Here is a 17360-nt window from a genome sequence, read left to right as displayed (position 1 = left end):
TCGCGGCATCATGGCTGGCGGCTACCGCCGGCCTTCGCCCAGGAAAGCACATGGAGCCGCAGCGCCGACGACAGGTTGCTGTCTGGCTGGCGGTGGTCGTCGATCTCGGAAATCAGCGCGGCCAGCGACATCGAGCGCCCAGCCGCGATCGTCTTCAGTTCGGCCCAGAATTCATCTTCCAGCGAAAAACTGGTGCGATGGCCATGCAGTGTTGCCGAGTGCTTGCGGATCATGAAGGACGTTCACATCGCAACCGGCTTCGAAGGTCGATTCAAGAAAATCGTGCAAGTGGCTGATCGCAGATTCGTTTTCGGCTTTTCAAGCTTTGCGTGAAGCCTCATGCGCCGTCATCATCCGTCTCGATCCGGCCATCGCGGTGGGCCTTGTCGGCCTTTTCGTTCAGGCTGCGGGTGAGCTGCTTTTCGGCCTTGGTGCGTCCGAAGGAAATACGGTTCTGCTCGGCCTGTTTCTCTTTCTCGGAGCGGGCCTGCTTCTTGCGGAACTGGCGCAGATTGATGATTTCGGCGCTCATGCGGTGGCTGAAATCCCTTAAAAAGGGAGGCAGGGCCTCCCTTTGAAATCACTGCTTCTTGCGGAAGGAGTCGAGCGAGACGACGGAACCCGGTTTTTTCTCTTCACCGTCGGCCGGTTTTGCGCCGGCGGTTTCGTCAGGCTTTCCTGCGGCATCGACCGGATAGGCGGTGATCTCGCCGGACGGCAGCTCCTCGCCATCGGCGAGCGGCACATCGAATTCGAGCTCGAAATTGACGGAAGGATCGTAGAAGCCGCGGATCGCATTGAACGGAATGACCAGCTTTTCCGGAACGTCGGAGAAGGACAGGCCTATTTCGAAATGCGTCTCGGTGATCTTCAGATCCCAGAACTGGTGCTGGATGACGATGGTCATCTGCTCTGGATATTTCGACTTCAGGTGCTGGGAAATGCGGACGCCGGCCGCACCCGTCAGGAAGGTGATGAAGAAGTGATGGTCGCCGGGCAGACGGCCCGTTGTTGCGACTTCCGCCAAAACCTTGCGGATGACGCCGCGAAGTGCATCCTGCGCCAGAATGTCGTAGCGGATATGATCCTGCCCCATGCTTTTCCTGTCTTTCGTCGGTTCGGAAGTCTTTTCACAAGGTTATATGCCACGTCCGGGCGCCTTGGGAAAGACCGGAGCCGAGTCACGTTTTTTCGCAGCATACATGATTTCGTCAGCAGGGAGAAGGTGAAGGCTTCTGTTGCCAGGTGCCTTCGGACCCCGCCTAGAGGTGCGAACCACTAGGACTTTGATTGAAGTGTCACACCGCGATTAAGCAGCGAGACGAGCTTCCGCATAGTTGTCGTTTGCAACTACAATTTTAGCCCGATAACGGCGGTACAATGCCGAGCAAAAAGTCGATCTTTACACCCTTGTCGATCCTGTTTCGCCCCCATCAAAAGCCGGCCTTCAATGCCGCCGGTTTTTGGTGGAGGCGCCGGGTACTGCCCCCGGGTCCAATAGGTTTATTACACCGCTCATTTATTGCCATAGCCGGCCCGAAAGCCGGCAGGGTTGATATAGTGATTTCCTTCGCCCAAGGAAAGGGCAAACGTCATAAAAGCTTTACCTCCGGCGGCAGAAAGGACTGGAAAATGCCTGCCGGCGATTGGTTTCCTGAAAGCGAAGGCTTAAATTGGAGAAAACGGAATCAGCGCGCCATGCAGCAATATCTCGATCTCCTGAAGCATGTGATTGAAAATGGCTCCGACCGGGGTGACCGTACCGGCACCGGCACCCGCTCGGTTTTCGGCTACCAGATGCGCTTCGATCTCGAAGAAGGCTTTCCCGTGCTGACCACGAAAAAGCTGCATCTGCGCTCGATCATCCACGAGCTTTTGTGGTTCCTGAAGGGCGAGACGAATATCCGCTATCTCAAGGAGAACGGCGTCTCGATCTGGGATGAGTGGGCCGATGAGAACGGCGACCTCGGCCCGGTCTATGGTGCCCAATGGCGCTCCTGGCCGGCACCGGATGGCGGCCATATCGACCAGATCGCCAATCTGATCAAAGGCATAGTCAACAATCCGAATTCGCGCCGCCACATCGTCTCGGCCTGGAATCCGGCGGAAGTGGACAATATGGCGCTGCCACCCTGCCATTGTCTGTTCCAATTCTATGTCGCCGACGGCAAGCTCTCCTGCCAGCTCTACCAGCGCTCAGCCGACATCTTCCTCGGTGTGCCCTTCAATATCGCCTCATATGCGCTTTTGACGATGATGGTGGCTGAGGTGACGGGGCTCAAACCCGGTGATTTCGTCCACACGCTCGGCGACGCCCATCTCTACCACAACCATTTCGAACAGGCGAAGCTGCAGCTGACGCGCCGGCCGAAGCCGCTGCCCTTCATGCGCATCAACCCCGATGTGAAGGACATTTTCGGCTTCACCTTCGATGATTTCGAGCTGATCGGCTACGAGGCCGATGCCAGCATCAAGGCGCCGATCGCCGTCTGATCCGGGACATTTCATGGCCGATATCCGCAGGACCATCATCGCCGCCGTTGCCCGCAACGGCACCATCGGCCGCGACGGCGACATGCCGTGGCGGCTGTCGAGCGATCTCAAGCGCTTCAAGGCGTTGACGCTGGGCAAGCCTGTCGTGATGGGCCGCAAGACCTATGATTCGATCGGCAAGCCGCTGCCGGGACGGCCGAACGTGGTGATTTCGCGGCAAACGGCGATCGATCATCCCGATGTCAATATGGCGCATTCGCTGCCCGAGGCGATGGACGCGGCTGACAGGCTGGCGCGCGAAACCGCCGCCGACGAGATCTGCATCATCGGCGGCGGCCAGATCTACGCCCAGGCGATCAATCTCGCCGACCGGCTCTGCATCACCCATGTCGAGGCCGATCTCGATGGCGATGCGTCGTTTCCTGAGATCGATCCCGATCTCTGGCAGGCGGGAGAGACGATCGCGGTGCCGGCCGGCGAAAGGGACAACTATCCCACCCGCTATGTCGTCTATGAGCGCCGTCACGCCTGAAAACGAACTATTTTCCAATTAAATTGACCAAGTTTCTCACGCTGCGTTGAAAGCCGGTGCGGTGATACCTATAACGGTCACCAACGCATCCGCCGGTCAGCCCCCACGGTCCCGGATGCGGGGAAGACTTAACGAACAACGAGGTTTTGATGCCCTGGAGCAATCAGAATGGCGGCGGCGGCCCTTGGGGCGGCGGCGGCGGTAACAATCAGGGACCATGGGGTCAGGGGCCGAACCGGCCGCGCGGCAGCGGCGGCAAGGGCGGACCGCCCGATCTGGAAGATATTATCCGGCGCGGCCAGGACCAGCTGCGCAACATCGTTCCCGGCGGTTTCAACGGCGGCGTGGCGGTGATCGTTTTGGCGATCGTCGCCGTCTTCTGGCTGATCCAATGCGTCTACACCGTCCAGCCGGACGAACGCGGCGTCGAGCTGCGCTTCGGCAAGCCGCGGGAAACGGTGTCGATGCCGGGTCTGCATTTCCATTTCTGGCCGATGGATACGGTCGAGATCGTCAAGGTCACCGAGCAGCTGCTGAATGTCGGCGGCACGCAGGGCAGCAGCAATACGGCCGGCGGGCTGATGCTGTCGGGCGACCAGAACATCCTCAACGTCCGCTTCAACGTGCTCTACCAAATCAGCGATGCGCGCGCCTATCTCTTCAACGTCGAAAGCCCGGCGCAGACGCTGCAGCAGGTTTCCGAAAGCGCGATGCGCGAAGTGGTCGGCCGGCGCCCGGCGCAGGACGCGTTCCGCGACCGGCGCCTGGAGATCGCCAGCGAGGTCGCCAATATCATTCAGGATACGATGTCGCGCTACAATTCCGGCATTTCGATCAATAAGGTGACGATCGAAGACGTGGCGCCGCCGCGTGAAGTGGCCGACGCCTTCCAGGAAGTGCAGCGCGCCGATCAGGACAAGCAGCGCCTGGTGGAAGAAGCCAACCAGTACGCCAACCAGAAACTCGGTCAGGCACGCGGTGACGGCGCCCGTATCCGCGAAGATGCCGCCGCCTACAAGGACCGCGTCGTCAAGGAAGCGGAGGGCGAGGCGCAGCGCTTCATCGCCATCGACGAACAATATTCGAAGGCGCCCGACGTCACCCGCAAGCGGCTGTTCCTGGAAACGATGGAACAGGTGCTGAAGAATTCCAAGAAGGTCATCATCGAGGAGAAGCAGGGGGTCGTGCCCTATCTGCCGCTCAACGAGATCTCCAGACCGTCGCAGCAGGGAGGTTGAGCCATGACTTCGAACAGGCTTCCCGTCATTCTCATCATCTTCGCCGTCGTGCTGGTCGGGCTTTATTCCTCGGTCTACGTGGTCAACGCCCGCGAACAGGCGATCGTCGTGCGCTTCGGCGAAATCCAGTCGGTCAAGACCGAGCCCGGCATCTACTTCAAGCTGCCGTTCAGCTTCATGGATGCCGACCGCGTTCAGCTCGTCGAAAAGCAGAAGCTGCGCCTCGACCTCGACAATATCCAGGTGCAGGTCAAGGGCGGCGCGACCTTCGACGTCGACGCCTTCGTGATCTATTCGATCAACGATGCCCGGCGCTTCCGCGAAACTGTCTCCGGTGACCGCGACGCGGCCGAAGCACGGTTGCGCACCCGTCTCGATTCGGCATTGCGCCGCGTCTACGGTCTGCGGGAATTCGATGCCGCACTGTCCGACGAGCGCGTGTCGATGATGCTTGAAGTGCGCGACGATCTGCGTCCGGACGCTGAACTGCTCGGCCTCAACATCGAGGACGTGCGCATCCGCCGCACCGATCTGACGGCCGATGTTGCGCCGAACACCTATAACCGCATGCGCTCCGAGCGTCTGGCCGAAGCCGAACTCTTGCGCGCCCAGGGCACGGAAGACGGCCTGCGCCGCCGGGCGATTGCCGACCGCCAGGTGGTGGAGATCACCGCGGATGCCCAGCGCGATGCAGAAATCCTGCGCGGTCAGGGCGATGCCGAACGCAACCGCGTGTTCGCCGACGCCTTTTCCAGGAACCCCGCCTTCTTCGAATTCTATCGTTCCATGGCGGCCTATTCCTCGGCGCTTTCATCGCAGGACACGATGCTGGTGCTGTCGCCGAATTCGGAATTCTTCCGTTATTTCGACAATGCCGCCGGCGCTCTGCAGACGCCGCCGGCAAATTCCGGAGCGCCGGCTGCGGCCGTTCCCGGCGCGGCTGCGCCCGCAGCCCCCGCCCAGCCGGCGAACTGACGCCGCGCGCTGTCCGCACACTGAAAGGGCCGGCCTGCGCCGGCCCTTTTTGCATGCAGATTGAGACAATCCGGCTTTTGCGAGGAGGCGTCAGATTGCACGGGGATTTCGCGAAAAGGTGATTTCGCCCTCCATCATTCCGCCTTATGCTGATGCTCAATGTGCGCATTTACCGCTTATGAGGAAGCTTGATGGCCCCCACGATTGGCTCGCCCTTCAGACGAACGCTCGCGCTTATGGCGAGCGCCGCAATTCTGGCGCAAGCCGGCATGAGCGGGATTGCTTTTGCGCAAACCACGCCTGAAAAAGCAGCACCCGGGGTTGCGGCGCCTGTTCCGGCTGCTCCGGCGCCGACACCACCCGCACCCGCGGCACCGCAGCAGGTCCCGCCGCTTCAGGGCGTCGTGCCGAACAACGGACCGGCTTCCGTCGCCGATCTCGCCGAGGGGTTGCTCGATGCCGTGGTCAACATATCGACCTCTCAGAATGTGAAGGATGACGAAGGGGTCGGTCCGGCGCCGCGCGCGCCCGATGGATCGCCATTCCAGGAATTCTTCAACGACTTCTTCAACAAGAAGCAGGACGGCAGAGGCCCCAACCACAATGTCAGCTCGCTCGGCTCCGGCTTCGTCATCGACCCGACCGGTTATATCGTCACCAACAACCACGTGATCGAGGGCGCTGACGACATCGAAGTCAATTTCGCCAATGGTTCGAAGCTCAAGGCGAAGCTGATCGGCACGGATACGAAGACCGATCTTTCGGTGTTGAAGGTCGAGCCGAAGGCGCCGCTGAAAGCGGTCAAATTCGGCGATTCCAGCGAGATGCGCATCGGCGACTGGGTGATGGCGATCGGCAATCCCTTCGGCTTCGGCGGCTCGGTGACGGTCGGCATCATTTCCGGGCGTGGCCGCAACATCAATGCCGGCCCCTATGACAATTTTATCCAGACGGATGCGGCGATCAACAAGGGCAATTCCGGCGGCCCGCTCTTCAACATGAAAGGTGAAGTCATCGGCATCAATACGGCGATCATTTCGCCGAGCGGCGGCTCGATCGGCATCGGCTTTTCGGTGCCGTCGGAGCTCGCCTCCGGCGTCGTCGCGCAGCTGCGCGAATATGGCGAGACGCGGCGCGGCTGGCTCGGCGTTCGCATTCAGCCGGTGACCGACGATATCGCCGACAGCCTCGGACTCGACACGGCCAAGGGTGCACTGGTCGCCGGCGTCATCAAGGGCGGCCCCGTCGACGACGGCTCCATCAAGGCGGGCGACGTGATTTTGAAATTCGACGGCAAGACGGTCAATGAAATGCGCGATCTGCCGCGTGTCGTGGCGGAAAGCACGGTCGGGAAGGAAGTCGACGTCGTCGTGCTGCGCGATGGCAAGGAGCAGACCGTCAAGGTGAAGCTTGGCCGCCTTGAGGACAGCGATCAGGCTGCATCCGGTGATGCAGCGCCCGATGGCTCGCAGGACGGCGTGATCACCCCTGATCCGGACGAGAACAACGACCTGGACCAGCCGGATACCGGCGATCAGATGCAGCCCGTTCCGGGTGCACCGGCGCCGGACCAGCACCAGGGCCAGGTATCGCCGGATGCGGCAACACCCAAGGAGGTGCTCGGATTGTCGCTATCGCTATTGAGCCCCGAGACACGCAAGGCTTTCGGCATTGCCGAGAGCGTCGACGGCGTCGTCGTGACGGAAGTGGCGCCCGGCTCCGCCTCGGCCGAAAAGGGGTTGAAGCCAGGGGACGTGATCGTCGAGGTGGCGCAGGAATTCATGAAGTCGCCGGGCGCGGTCGCCGACAAGGTGAAATCGCTGAAACAGGAGGGCCGCCGCAACGCTCAGCTGATGATCGCATCGGCGAATGGGGATCTGCGGTTCGTGGCGGTGCCGATGGAGTAGGGGAGCTACGGCGCCTAGCGCCGTCTTCCTGTTCTCGCTCAACCTCTCCTCCGTCATTCCTGTGCTTGTCACAGGAATCCAGCCACCGCGCGTCTGCGCGGTGAATGAGTCTCATAGAGGTAAGAGAGTCTCCCGCGCCCAAGGACTTGGGCGCGCTGGATCCCTGTGACGAGCACAGGGATGAGCGGCGCGCCAAATCTCATGCCGACGCATGCGACAGTGCTGAATGGCCTGTGATCGACCGGTTTTTATTTGGTAACCCGGCCAGTGATGGTGAGTTGAGCATTCAACCCGTCACAAAATCCGTCTTCCGATAACCCTGGATATAGAGCAGCGCCGTCAGGTCAGCGTGGTTGATGCGCATCTGCGCCTGGGCGGCGACCGTGGGTTTGGCGTGGAGGGCGACGCCGGAGCCGGCGAGCTGCAGCATGCCGAGATCGTTGGCGCCATCGCCGACGGCGATCGCCTCCTTCGGCGAAATGCCGAGACGTGCCGATATTTCGTTCAGTGCATCGACTTTGGCCTGCTTACCGAGGATCGGTTCGGCGACGAAGCCGGAGAGAATGCCGCCATCGTCCAGCAAGGTGTTGGCGCGGTTCTCGTCGAAGCCGAGCGTGGCGGCGATGGGGCCGGTAAAGACGGTGAAGCCGCCGGAGACGAGGGCGGTATAATGGCCTTTCGACTTCATGGTGGCGATCAGCTCCGGGCCGCCCGGGGTGAGCGTGATACGCTTGGCGATGACCTCGTCGACAACCGAGATCGGCAGGCCTTTCAGCAGAGCGACACGCTCACGCAAAGCGGGCTCGAAGGCGATCTCGCCGTTCATGGCGCGGGCGGTGATTGCGGCGACCTTCTCCTTCAGGCCGACTTCGGCAGCGAGTTCGTCGATGCATTCCTGGCCGATCATCGTCGAATCCATGTCGGCGATCAGCAGCTTCTTGCGGCGGGTCTCCTGCTCCTGGATGACGAGGTCGATCGGCGCGCTGGCGATGACGGCAAGGATATTGGCCTCGGCCGCCTGCGCATCCGTACCGTCACGCAGTGCGATATCGCAGGCGACGCCGTCGGCCAGCCAGTAGAGACCGGAGGCTTCCACCGCCTCGGCCGCCTGTTCGGCGATACCGGGGGTTAGAACAGGATTTGACGGATTGGCAACAAGCGTGGCAACGAGGGCCATGATGGAAAACCTTCTGAGCGTAGAGAACGCGATCCTGATAACCGGGCCGACCGCCAGCGGCAAGTCCGCGCTCGCCGTCGAATTGGCAAAGCGCCATGGCGGCGCGGTCGTCAATGCCGACAGCATGCAGGTCTACGACACTTTGCGGGTGCTGACCGCCCGCCCATCGGAAGAGGAGATGCAAGGCGTGCCGCATCATCTCTACGGCCACGTGCCGGCAGGTGCGGCCTATTCCACCGGCGCTTGGCTGCGCGATGTTTCGGCGCTGCTGCCGGCATTGAAAGCCGCCGGGCAACTGCCGGTCTTCGTCGGCGGCACCGGGCTCTATTTCAAGGCGCTGACAGGCGGTCTCTCCGACATGCCCACGATACCCGAGGCGCTTCGGGAGGAACTCAGGACGCGGCTGCTGGAGGAGGGGCCGGATAAGCTCTATGCCGAGCTTGATGCAATCGACCCTGCCATGTCGGCAAACCTCAACCGGCAGGACGGGCAGCGCATCGTCCGGGCGCTGGAGGTGATCCAGGCGACGGGACGGTCGATCGCCGATTTTCAGGGGCGGTCCGGGCCAGTTCTGATCGACGCCGAGGAGGCGCGAAAGATCGTCGTTCTGCCGGACCGGGCGGTGCTGCATCAGCGCATCAATGGCCGTTTCGAAAAAATGCTGCAGCAGGGCGCCGAAGACGAGGTGAGGACGCTGCTTGGCCTCGGCTTGCCGGCGGAGGCGCCTGTCATGAAGGCGATCGGGGTTTCGCAGATCGCGGCGATGCTGAAGGGTGAGATGACGCGCGAGGAGGTGCTGGAGAAGGGGGCTGCGGCGACACGCCAGTACGCCAAGCGGCAGATGACCTGGTTCCGCAATCAGATGGACGAGAGCTGGGAGCGGCTGGCCCTATAGCGCGTAAGTCCGCGCCTGCTCCTTCAGGTGCGGTTACGTGCCGCGCACCTGCAGCAGTTTGGCGAGCTCGCCCGCCGCCGCCTGCAGTTGCTCCGGTGGAAAACCGCCGAAACCCAGCATCAAGCCGGGGCGTGCCGGCTGCGCGCCATACATGGGGGAGATCGCCCGCACTGCAAGGCCGGTCGAAAGGGCGTGCGCTGCCAGTCGCACGTCGTCGGCTTCCTCGGGCAGCCATAGAAGGATGTGCATGCCCTGATCGCTCGGCTGAACATGGCACCCTTCCGGCAGAACCCGCTCGAGCGCCGCGAGCAGAACAGCGCGGCGCTCGGCATAAAGACCCCGAATGCGCCTGATATGCGCCTCGAAATAACCTTCCCTGATATAGGCGGCCAGAACGTGCTGTTCTGATATCGGCGAATGCCGGTCAAGGATGGCGCGTGCGCCCGCGAAGGCTTCTGCGAGCGGCGCCGGGGCGATGACGTAACCGAGACGCAACGACGGAAAGAGCACCTTGCTGAAGGTGCCGAGATAGATGACGCGCGACGGACGCAGCCCCTGCATGGAGGGAAAAGGGTGGCCGGCATAACGCAGTTCGCTGTCGTAGTCGTCCTCCACGATCCAAGCCCGGTTCTGGTCGGCCCAGGCGATCAAAGCGTTGCGCCGCGCCATGCTGAGGGGCATGCCGACCGGATATTGGTGCGAAGGCGTGACGAATGCGGCGCGCGCTTCCGGGCAGAGTTCGAGGCCGCGTTCCACATTCATTCCTTGTGCGTCGACTGGGATTCGATGCGTCCGAACGCCGAGATCGTCGAGCACTGCCGTCAGGCCGGGATAAGCGGGATCCTCGGCCCATACCGGGTCGTCATGCGACAGAAGAACCCGGCCAGCCATATAGAGGCCTTGCTGGGTGCCTGACGTAACGATGACCTGCTCGGGTTCGCAATGAACGGCCCGTGCACGGCGCACGTGGTCGGCAATGGCGATGCGCAGCTCGAGCACACCCATCGGATCGTGGTAGCCCGAGGGGGCGGCCTGTTTTGAGGCGCGCATTCGATTGCCGAGACGGCGCCAATTGTCGTCGGGCGCAATGCCGGAAGCGGGCACGGCGATGGCGAAGGGAACGGGCGGGTGAGGGGTCAGCGCACGGGCGATCGATATCAGCCGGGCAGCCGGGGCAGGCAGGTCCACCGCCTCTGCGGACGCCGGCGCGGGCGGTGGCGGCGGAAGTGCCGGCGCCATGTCCGTCAGGGCGGTGGCAACGCGAGTTCCCGCGCCCACTCTCGCCTCGAGATAACCTTCGGCGGTCAACTGGTCGAAGGCTTCGACGACGGTGCCGCGGGCGATCTTCAAAGAGGCGGCAAGGCTACGCGTCGAAGGAAGACGCTCGCCCGGCCTCAGTTCGCCGCAGGCAATGGCGTGCCGCAGCGCCTGTGCAAGCCGGCGGCCGACATCGGCCGTTCGGTCGATCCCGTGGAGAGACGGAATTTCGATGGTGGCCCGTCGCTTCGACATTGCAAAATGGTCCATGAAGATTCTTGAAAATGGCGCTTCATGGTGAACCAATTTTAGAAGAGAAGGAAGGCCTCAGCGACTTCTGGAAAGCGAAAATGCAGGATCTTCTCGTCGTCTATATCGCCTATGTCATCGCAGCAGGAAGCCCAGGGCCAAGCAACATGGCGATCATGAATGTCGCGATGAGCCAGGGGCGCCGACCGGCCCTGGCGCTTGCCGCCGGCGTGATAACGATGTCGACATGCTGGGGTCTGATTGCCGTCACCGGCATTTCGACACTGCTCGTACGCTATGCTCATGCCCTGTTATTCCTCAAGATCGCGGGCGGGCTTTACCTCCTCTGGCTCGCCTGGAGGGCGGCTCGCTCGGCCGCTGCCACGGATGCGCCGGCAGGCGAGCCAGCCCGACTGTCGACGGACTTCGGCATGCTCTATCGCCGTGGGGTACTGATGCATCTCGGAAACCCCAAAGCGGTTCTGGCCTGGGTCGCGATCATGTCGCTTGGCCTCAAACCGGGCGCTTCGCCCGAGATGGCGGTCACGGCTTTCGGCGGCTGTGTGCTGCTCGGGATATCGATATTCGCCGGTTATGCCCTGCTGTTCTCGACGGCGCCGATGGTGCGCGGCTATGCCAGGGCGCGCCGCTGGATCGAGGCAAGCCTTGCTGTGTTCTTCGCGGGCGCCGGATCGCGCCTGCTGTTCTCAAACTGACGCTTCTGCAGGATCACATCATGTCTTCGGCTTCTCCCTTTCACGGCCTTTCGGCCTTTCCGGCAACCCCCGCGAATATCGATGGCCGCGTCGACACCGAAGCCCTCGGCGGCCTTCTGGAACGCTTGTGCGACGCGGGTGTCGCCTCTGTCGGGCTTCTCGGCAGCACCGGGATCTATGCTTACCTCACGCGCGAGGAGCGGTTGCGCGCCGTCAAGGCCGCGGCCGAATGCGTCGCCGGCCGTATTCCTCTCATCGTCGGGGCCGGGGCTCTCAGAACGGACCACGCCGTGGGTCTTGCCAGGGATGCCGAGGCGGCCGGCGCGGATGCACTTCTGCTGGCGCCGGTCTCCTATACGCCGCTGACGCAGGAAGAAGCCTATGAGCATTTCCTGGCGGTCGCGAAGGCGACGAAGCTGCCGGTCTGCATCTACAACAATCCCGGCACGACCCATTTCACCTTCAGCCGGGAGCTTCTCCAGCGCCTCTGCGATATCGAAACGATCAGGGCGGTGAAGATGCCGCTGCCTGTTGACGGCAATTTGCCAGGGGAACTTGCGGCCTTGCGGGAGAAGACCGATCTCGCGATCGGTTACAGTGGCGATTGGGGCGCGGCCGATGCGCTGCTTTCCGGCGCAGACGCCTGGTACAGCGTCATCGGCGGTTTGCTGCCGCGCACGGCTCTCGGCCTGGCCAAGGCCGCCATGGCCGGCGACGTCGATGAGGCACGCCGGCTCGATAAGGTGTTCGCGCCGCTATGGCAAACCTTTAAGGCATTCGGAAGCATCCGCGTGGTCTATATGCTGCTCGAGCATCTCTCACTCGCCAGGGCGGAGCTTCCGCGACCGCTCCTGCCGCTGAAATCAGCGGATCGCCAGCGTGTGCTCGAGATCGTCGAGCCGCTGATCGCTCTGGAGGGCGGGCGGAAGAGCTAGTCCTTGTTGTAGAGGCTGCTCAGCGGCTTTTTCAGTATGCTTTCGCGCAGCGACGAGCCGGGTTCCCGGCGGGTGATGGCCGGCTGGTCGGTCGGCGGCGCAGGTCGCGGAAAGATCGGTTCCTCGCGGCGCATCTCGCGGCGCAACGCATCGAGCCGTGGATCGACGGGTGGAGGTGCGGCCGGGTCCAGCCCCGGCGTCTGCGGCAGCAGTTCGCGCCGGTAGGATTCGAGAGGCGCCGAAACCGGTGGTGGCGAGGCCGGTGGAGGCGGTGCGTAGGGCTTGGCCTCGAGAACCTCGTCGGCGTCATCCGCCTCGTCGGAAGGTGCCGTCGATGCGCCGAAGCTCTGCTGGAAATTCGAAATATCGGGTCCGACCGTCACCGCCCGCATGCGGGTGACGATCTTGCGCAGATCGACCGTATCCGGATCTTCCTCGCTATGCTTGCTGTTGGCGCTGGCAGCTTTCGGCAGCAGGTTTTCGTCGACGCGCGAAAAGCGCATGCGCATTGGCACGCTGATCGCCTCGCCGAAGGCGATCGCCTCGCCATTGCCGATCGAGGAGATGAAGCTCGTCGTCGAGATCGATGAATTCGGGATGGCCGAGCGGATGATTTCCTGGTCGCGGTCGTTGGCAAGGCGCATGGCAAACAGCGTCGAGCACTGCGACAGGATCGTCTGGTCGAGCTCGCCCGGCCGCTGGGTGATGATCCCAAGCGAGACGCCGTATTTTCGGCCTTCCTTGGCGATGCGGGCGATTGCCTGGCGCGTCGGCACGAAGCCGAGGCTGGGATCGGAGGGGATATAGCGGTGGGCCTCCTCGCAGACGACGAGCATGTGGATGGCGCCGTCACTCCAGAGTGCCACCTCGAAGGCCATGCGGCAGAGCACAGAGGCGACCGAATTGACCACTTCGGAAGGAATGCCGGCAAGCTGGAAGGTGCAGATGGGCCTGCTGTCTCCGGGAATGCGGAATATCTGCGCGATGGTGTCGGTGATCGTGTCGCTGATCGTGTTGTTGGAAAACATGAAGTGATAGCGTGGATCGTTGATTGCAGCGATCAGTCGCATCTTCAGCGAACGCAGGGAGGGTTTTTCGGCGCGGCCCTCGAGGCGGCCGATGCGCTCGTCGATCAGGGCCAGGAGATCGGCCATGCGATAGGGAACCGGCGTATCGGCGGTAATCGAGCTCTTTTCCGTCGTCCGGCGCACCAGTGAGTTATCGCTGCCGCGGAAGGCGCGCTTGGCCTCGGGCATGATGTCGCGCAGCATATCCAGTTCTTCAGGCACCGGCGGGCGGCCGCGGAAGACGACTTCGGCGAACTCCTCGAGCCGCATCAGCCAGAAGGGCAGGTCGAGCGTATCTGTATCGATGGTGACAGCGTGCTTGGGAAAGGCGGCGGCGAATTCATTGTGCGGATCGAGGATCAGGACGCGCAGCTTCGGGTCCGCCACAATCGCCTTGTGCAGCAGCAGAGAGACTGCCGTCGACTTGCCGACGCCGGTCGAGCCGACGACGGCGAAATGCTTGGAGAGCATCGAAGGGATGTGGATCGCTGCATCGATGCTTTCGTCCTGCGTCAGCTTGCCGATGACGGCTGTCGTGCCCGTTCCGGCATCGTAGATGCGCATCAGGTCGGCAGCACGGATGCGGTGGGCGATGGCGCCGAGATAGGGATAACGAGAGATGCCGGTTGAGAATTCCTCGCGCCCGTCCTCATCGACGCGGACTTCGCCGAGCAGCTCGGTCTCGATCTTGAAAGTGTTGTCCTCGCCTTCGCCCCAGGCGTGGCCGCCGGTGTTCATCTGATAGACGAGGGCAACGACGCGGTTGCGGCCGACGCTAATCGAAATCAGCCGGCCGACGGACCAGAGTTCGGTAAGATCAGTCCCGCCCTCAACGGCGACGGCGGCAATCGTCGCCCGCGAGCCGCTGCATGCAACAACGCGGCCGAGAAAGCGATTCCCCGGCGCGAGGCCATCGCGGCGATCGTGCTCGCCTGCCTTGCCAGACATGCGCAAGTCGTTGTTGAGCAACGGGCTACTCCTACAGTAGCGTTAAAGGATAAAGTCGATCCTTTAACAAATCCTTCATCCTATCGATTTTCAGGGGCGAAGGGGCGGGGCAGTTTTTTATTGTGGCATGCGTTGACGCTGCGAAATTTTCTGTCTATCACTTCGGACCATGAAAATCGCAACGGCTCTTATCGTGGTGGGAAAGCGCATGGGCAGGGTGGTGTAACCATCCGGCGACAGCCACCCATGCGCTAGATGACAGGCTCCTCCGGGGCCTTTTTTTATGCCCGAAATTCGGGCTTCCGGCCACAAACGCAAATCCCAGCATCAAACGGAACAGACAGATGAGCACGGACAATCAGGCGGCAGGCAATCGGATGACGGGAGCGGAGATCGTTCTCAAGGCGCTGAAGGACAACGGCGTCGAACATATCTTCGGCTATCCCGGCGGCGCGGTTCTGCCGATCTACGACGAGATCTTCCAGCAGGAAGAGGTCAAGCACATCCTCGTGCGCCACGAGCAGGGTGCAGGCCATGCGGCCGAAGGCTATGCCCGCTCCACCGGCAAGGTCGGCGTCATGCTGGTCACATCAGGCCCCGGCGCCACCAATGCTGTGACGCCGCTGCAGGACGCGCTGATGGATTCGATCCCGCTCGTCTGCCTGACCGGCCAGGTGCCGACCCCGCTGATCGGCTCCGACGCCTTCCAGGAATGCGATACGGTCGGCATCACCCGGCCCTGCACCAAGCACAACTGGCTGGTCAAGGACGTCAACCAGCTCGCCGCCATCATTCATGAGGCTTTCCGCATCGCCCAGTCCGGCCGTCCGGGTCCCGTCGTCGTCGATATTCCGAAGGACGTGCAGTTTGCGACCGGCACCTATACGCCGCCCGCCGATTACCCGATCCAGAAGAGCTACCAGCCGAAGATCCAGGGCGACCTCAACCAGATCCATGCGGCAATCGAGCTGATGGCGAATGCGCGCCGGCCGATCATCTATTCCGGCGGCGGCGTCGTCAATTCCGGTCCGGAAGCCTCCAAGCTGCTGCGCGAGCTGGTCGAGCTCACCGATTTCCCAATCACCTCGACGCTGATGGGCCTCGGCGCCTATCCGGCTTCCGGCAAGAACTGGCTGAAGATGCTCGGCATGCACGGCTCTTACGAGGCGAACATGGCGATGCATGACTGCGACGTCATGGTCTGCATCGGCGCCCGCTTCGACGACCGCATCACCGGCCGTCTCAACGCCTTCTCGCCAAACTCGAAGAAGATCCATATCGACATCGATCCGTCCTCGATCAACAAGAACGTCCGCGTCGATATCGGCATCCGCGGCGATGTCGGCCATGTCTTGGAAGACATGGTCCGCCTGTGGCGGGCGCTGCCGAGGAAGCCGGAGAAGAACCGCCTTGAGGATTGGTGGAGCGATATCGCTCGCTGGCGGGCGCGCAACTCCTTCGCCTATACGAAGAACAACGACGTGATCATGCCGCAATATGCGCTGGAGCGGCTCTATGCGCATACCAAGGACCGCGACACCTATATCACGACCGAAGTCGGCCAGCATCAGATGTGGGCAGCGCAGTTCTTCGGCTTCGAACAGCCGAACCGTTGGATGACCTCGGGCGGCTTGGGCACGATGGGTTATGGCTTGCCGGCCGCCCTCGGCGTCCAGATCGCCCATCCGGAAAGCCTCGTCATCGACATTGCTGGCGACGCCTCGATCCAGATGTGCATCCAGGAAATGTCGACGGCGATCCAGTATGACGCGCCGATCAAGATCTTCATCATGAACAACCAGTACATGGGTATGGTGCGCCAGTGGCAGCAGCTGCTGCACGGCAATCGCCTGTCGCACTCCTATACCGAGGCGATGCCTGATTTCGTCAAGCTGGCGGAAGCCTATGGCGCGGTGGGCCTGCGCTGCGAAAAGCCGGATGAGCTCGACGACGCCATCGTCGAGATGATCGAGGTCAAGAAGCCGGTCATCTTCGATTGCCGCGTCGCCAATCTCGCCAACTGCTTCCCGATGATCCCCTCGGGTAAGGCTCATAATGAAATGCTGCTGCCCGACGAAGCCACGGACGAAGCGGTCGCCAACGCGATCGACGCCAAAGGCCGTCAGCTCGTATAATGATAAGGTAGGAACCCAGGACCATGAACGCACATCTTCAGCCCACCGGCTCTGCCTACTTCATCTCGCCGGAAACGACGGCGATCGAGAGCCATACGCTTTCGGTCCTCGTCGACAACGAACCGGGCGTCCTTGCCCGCGTCATCGGCCTGTTCTCGGGCCGCGGCTACAATATCGAAAGCCTCACGGTTTCCGAGACCGAGCATCAGGCGCATCTTTCCCGCATCACCATCGTCACGCGCGGCACGCCGCACGTGCTGGAGCAGATCAAGGCGCAGCTCGATCGCATCGTGCCGGTTCATCGCGTCGTCGATCTGACGGTGCGCGCCCGCGAACTTGGCCAGGAGCGGCCGATCGAGCGCGAAGTGGCGCTGGTCAAGGTGATCGGTGAGGGCGAAACCCGCGCCGAGACGCTGCGCCTTGCCGATGCGTTCCACGCCAAGGTGGTGGATGCGACGATTGATCATTTCATTCTGGAGATCACCGGCAAGTCGTCGAAGATCGACCAGTTCGTCGCGATCATGAAGCCGCTCGGCCTGATCGAGGTCTGCCGCACCGGCATCGCGGCGATGAACCGCGGCGCGCAGGGGATGTGAGGCACGAGCTTCCTACTTCCCTAGGCGTCATCCTCAGCTGTGCTTACTAGGCAAGGGACGGAGACGGCGCGGCGAATCTCTTCTCCCCTCGGGGAGAAGGTGCCGGCAGGCGGATGAGCGACTATCTGGATTGTCAAGTTGCATATTCGAATTCTCTTCGCGCGTCTCGTGCTTTTGCATTGAGAATAACCAGGAGTTTTCGGGCGAGTGCGATGCGGATGACCATTTTGGGTTTGCCGG

16 protein-coding genes, 1 other RNA gene and 1 pseudogene are annotated in these 17360 nt (G+C 62.2%); 10 read left to right on the top strand and 8 right to left on the bottom strand.

Features of this window, described 5'->3' with window-relative positions:
• Nucleotides 1-8 precede the first annotated feature (8 nt).
• The 4 genes from C4N04_RS02850 to ssrA form a co-directional block, all read right to left on the bottom strand.
• Complete coding sequence (locus C4N04_RS02850; protein WP_009996656.1) at nucleotides 9-233, bottom strand: ribbon-helix-helix domain-containing protein; 225 nt, start codon at nucleotides 231-233, stop codon at nucleotides 9-11.
• 104 nt (nucleotides 234-337) lie between these two features.
• Nucleotides 338-532 (bottom strand): DUF4169 family protein, encoded by a 195-nt coding sequence (locus C4N04_RS02845; protein WP_011426047.1) that lies wholly within the window; start codon nucleotides 530-532, stop codon nucleotides 338-340.
• Nucleotides 533-580: 48 nt separating this feature from the next.
• Complete coding sequence (locus tag C4N04_RS02840) at nucleotides 581-1096, bottom strand: SspB family protein (protein ID WP_009996660.1); 516 nt, start codon at nucleotides 1094-1096, stop codon at nucleotides 581-583.
• 128 nt (nucleotides 1097-1224) lie between these two features.
• Nucleotides 1225-1587, bottom strand: a transfer-messenger RNA (tmRNA) gene (gene ssrA / locus C4N04_RS02835).
• A gap of 111 nt (nucleotides 1588-1698) precedes the next feature.
• Between ssrA and C4N04_RS02830 the strand changes: the two genes are divergently transcribed.
• The 5 genes from C4N04_RS02830 to C4N04_RS02810 all read left to right on the top strand — a co-directional run bounded on the left by C4N04_RS02830 (nucleotide 1699) and on the right by C4N04_RS02810 (nucleotide 7145).
• A complete protein-coding gene (locus C4N04_RS02830) occupies nucleotides 1699-2493 on the top strand; it encodes a thymidylate synthase (RefSeq protein ID WP_009996662.1) in 795 nt (264 codons plus the stop codon).
• A 13-nt stretch (nucleotides 2494-2506) separates the two neighbouring features.
• On the top strand, nucleotides 2507-3025 hold the full coding sequence (locus C4N04_RS02825) for a dihydrofolate reductase (RefSeq protein ID WP_009996664.1): 519 nt from the start codon (nucleotides 2507-2509) through the stop codon (nucleotides 3023-3025).
• Nucleotides 3026-3174: 149 nt separating this feature from the next.
• Nucleotides 3175-4263, top strand: a complete 1089-nt coding sequence (hflK, locus tag C4N04_RS02820) for an FtsH protease activity modulator HflK (protein ID WP_038689963.1) — start codon at nucleotides 3175-3177, stop codon at nucleotides 4261-4263.
• Between the two features lie 3 nt (nucleotides 4264-4266).
• Nucleotides 4267-5238, top strand: coding sequence for a protease modulator HflC (locus tag C4N04_RS02815; protein ID WP_077992983.1), 972 nt, complete (start codon nucleotides 4267-4269; stop codon nucleotides 5236-5238).
• Between the two features lie 191 nt (nucleotides 5239-5429).
• Complete coding sequence (locus C4N04_RS02810; protein WP_077992982.1) at nucleotides 5430-7145, top strand: DegQ family serine endoprotease; 1716 nt, start codon at nucleotides 5430-5432, stop codon at nucleotides 7143-7145.
• Nucleotides 7146-7431: 286 nt separating this feature from the next.
• On the opposite strand, the gene serB is transcribed toward C4N04_RS02810, so the two are convergent.
• On the bottom strand, nucleotides 7432-8322 hold the full coding sequence (gene serB / locus C4N04_RS02805; protein WP_077992981.1) for a phosphoserine phosphatase SerB: 891 nt from the start codon (nucleotides 8320-8322) through the stop codon (nucleotides 7432-7434).
• Here serB and miaA point away from each other — a divergent pair.
• Nucleotides 8321-9217, top strand: coding sequence for a tRNA (adenosine(37)-N6)-dimethylallyltransferase MiaA (miaA, locus tag C4N04_RS02800; protein WP_183738683.1), 897 nt, complete (start codon nucleotides 8321-8323; stop codon nucleotides 9215-9217). The two genes, serB and miaA, sit on opposite strands and share 2 nt — an antisense overlap.
• A gap of 33 nt (nucleotides 9218-9250) precedes the next feature.
• Here miaA and C4N04_RS02795 read toward each other — a convergent pair whose 3' ends face one another.
• Nucleotides 9251-10729, bottom strand: a complete 1479-nt coding sequence (locus C4N04_RS02795) for a PLP-dependent aminotransferase family protein (RefSeq protein ID WP_199852440.1) — start codon at nucleotides 10727-10729, stop codon at nucleotides 9251-9253.
• Between the two features lie 95 nt (nucleotides 10730-10824).
• Between C4N04_RS02795 and C4N04_RS02790 the strand changes: the two genes are divergently transcribed.
• Together C4N04_RS02790 and C4N04_RS02785 are read left to right on the top strand one after the other, a co-directional pair.
• Complete coding sequence (locus C4N04_RS02790; RefSeq protein WP_077993094.1) at nucleotides 10825-11439, top strand: LysE family translocator; 615 nt, start codon at nucleotides 10825-10827, stop codon at nucleotides 11437-11439.
• Nucleotides 11440-11459: 20 nt separating this feature from the next.
• Entirely contained in the window at nucleotides 11460-12374 is a 915-nt protein-coding gene (locus C4N04_RS02785; protein WP_077992976.1) for a dihydrodipicolinate synthase family protein, read from the top strand.
• On the opposite strand, the gene C4N04_RS02780 is transcribed toward C4N04_RS02785, so the two are convergent.
• Nucleotides 12371-14410 (bottom strand): ATP-binding protein, encoded by a 2040-nt coding sequence (locus C4N04_RS02780; protein WP_077992974.1) that lies wholly within the window; start codon nucleotides 14408-14410, stop codon nucleotides 12371-12373. The genes C4N04_RS02785 and C4N04_RS02780 overlap by 4 nt on opposite strands.
• Nucleotides 14411-14733: 323 nt before the next feature.
• Between C4N04_RS02780 and C4N04_RS02775 the strand changes: the two genes are divergently transcribed.
• Together C4N04_RS02775 and ilvN are read left to right on the top strand one after the other, a co-directional pair.
• The gene (locus C4N04_RS02775; RefSeq protein ID WP_077992972.1) at nucleotides 14734-16524 is read left to right on the top strand and encodes an acetolactate synthase 3 large subunit; all 1791 of its coding nucleotides are present in this window, start codon (nucleotides 14734-14736) and stop codon (nucleotides 16522-16524) included.
• A gap of 23 nt (nucleotides 16525-16547) precedes the next feature.
• A complete protein-coding gene (ilvN, locus tag C4N04_RS02770) occupies nucleotides 16548-17120 on the top strand; it encodes an acetolactate synthase small subunit (protein WP_009994120.1) in 573 nt (190 codons plus the stop codon).
• A 133-nt stretch (nucleotides 17121-17253) separates the two neighbouring features.
• On the opposite strand, the pseudogene C4N04_RS02765 reads toward ilvN, so the two are convergent.
• Nucleotides 17254-17360: pseudogene (locus C4N04_RS02765) on the bottom strand (IS110 family transposase); the annotation flags it as partial.

This window comes from Rhizobium sp. H4 (assembly GCF_003013335.1).
GTDB classification, from domain to species: Bacteria; Pseudomonadota; Alphaproteobacteria; order Rhizobiales; family Rhizobiaceae; genus Rhizobium; species Rhizobium sophoriradicis.
The sequence above is the reverse complement of the archived record's forward strand: the minus strand, read 5'-3'. Positions and strand labels throughout refer to the sequence as shown.

Bases quoted from the DNA above. Each gene is read 5' to 3' on its own strand.
- C4N04_RS02850 (WP_009996656.1), bottom strand. From the start codon at position 233: ATGATCCGCAAGCACTCGGCAACACTGCATGGCCATCGCACCAGTTTT.
- C4N04_RS02845 (WP_011426047.1), bottom strand. From the start codon at position 532: ATGAGCGCCGAAATCATCAATCTGCGCCAGTTCCGCAAGAAGCAGGCC.
- C4N04_RS02840 (WP_009996660.1), bottom strand. From the start codon at position 1,096: ATGGGGCAGGATCATATCCGCTACGACATTCTGGCGCAGGATGCACTT.
- C4N04_RS02830 (WP_009996662.1), top strand. From the start codon at position 1,699: ATGCAGCAATATCTCGATCTCCTGAAGCATGTGATTGAAAATGGCTCC.
- C4N04_RS02825 (WP_009996664.1), top strand. From the start codon at position 2,507: ATGGCCGATATCCGCAGGACCATCATCGCCGCCGTTGCCCGCAACGGC.
- hflK (WP_038689963.1), top strand. From the start codon at position 3,175: ATGCCCTGGAGCAATCAGAATGGCGGCGGCGGCCCTTGGGGCGGCGGC.
- C4N04_RS02815 (WP_077992983.1), top strand. From the start codon at position 4,267: ATGACTTCGAACAGGCTTCCCGTCATTCTCATCATCTTCGCCGTCGTG.
- C4N04_RS02810 (WP_077992982.1), top strand. From the start codon at position 5,430: ATGGCCCCCACGATTGGCTCGCCCTTCAGACGAACGCTCGCGCTTATG.
- miaA (WP_183738683.1), top strand. From the start codon at position 8,321: ATGATGGAAAACCTTCTGAGCGTAGAGAACGCGATCCTGATAACCGGG.
- serB (WP_077992981.1), bottom strand. From the start codon at position 8,322: ATGGCCCTCGTTGCCACGCTTGTTGCCAATCCGTCAAATCCTGTTCTA.
- C4N04_RS02795 (WP_199852440.1), bottom strand. From the start codon at position 10,729: ATGTCGAAGCGACGGGCCACCATCGAAATTCCGTCTCTCCACGGGATC.
- C4N04_RS02790 (WP_077993094.1), top strand. From the start codon at position 10,825: ATGCAGGATCTTCTCGTCGTCTATATCGCCTATGTCATCGCAGCAGGA.
- C4N04_RS02785 (WP_077992976.1), top strand. From the start codon at position 11,460: ATGTCTTCGGCTTCTCCCTTTCACGGCCTTTCGGCCTTTCCGGCAACC.
- C4N04_RS02775 (WP_077992972.1), top strand. From the start codon at position 14,734: ATGAGCACGGACAATCAGGCGGCAGGCAATCGGATGACGGGAGCGGAG.
- ilvN (WP_009994120.1), top strand. From the start codon at position 16,548: ATGAACGCACATCTTCAGCCCACCGGCTCTGCCTACTTCATCTCGCCG.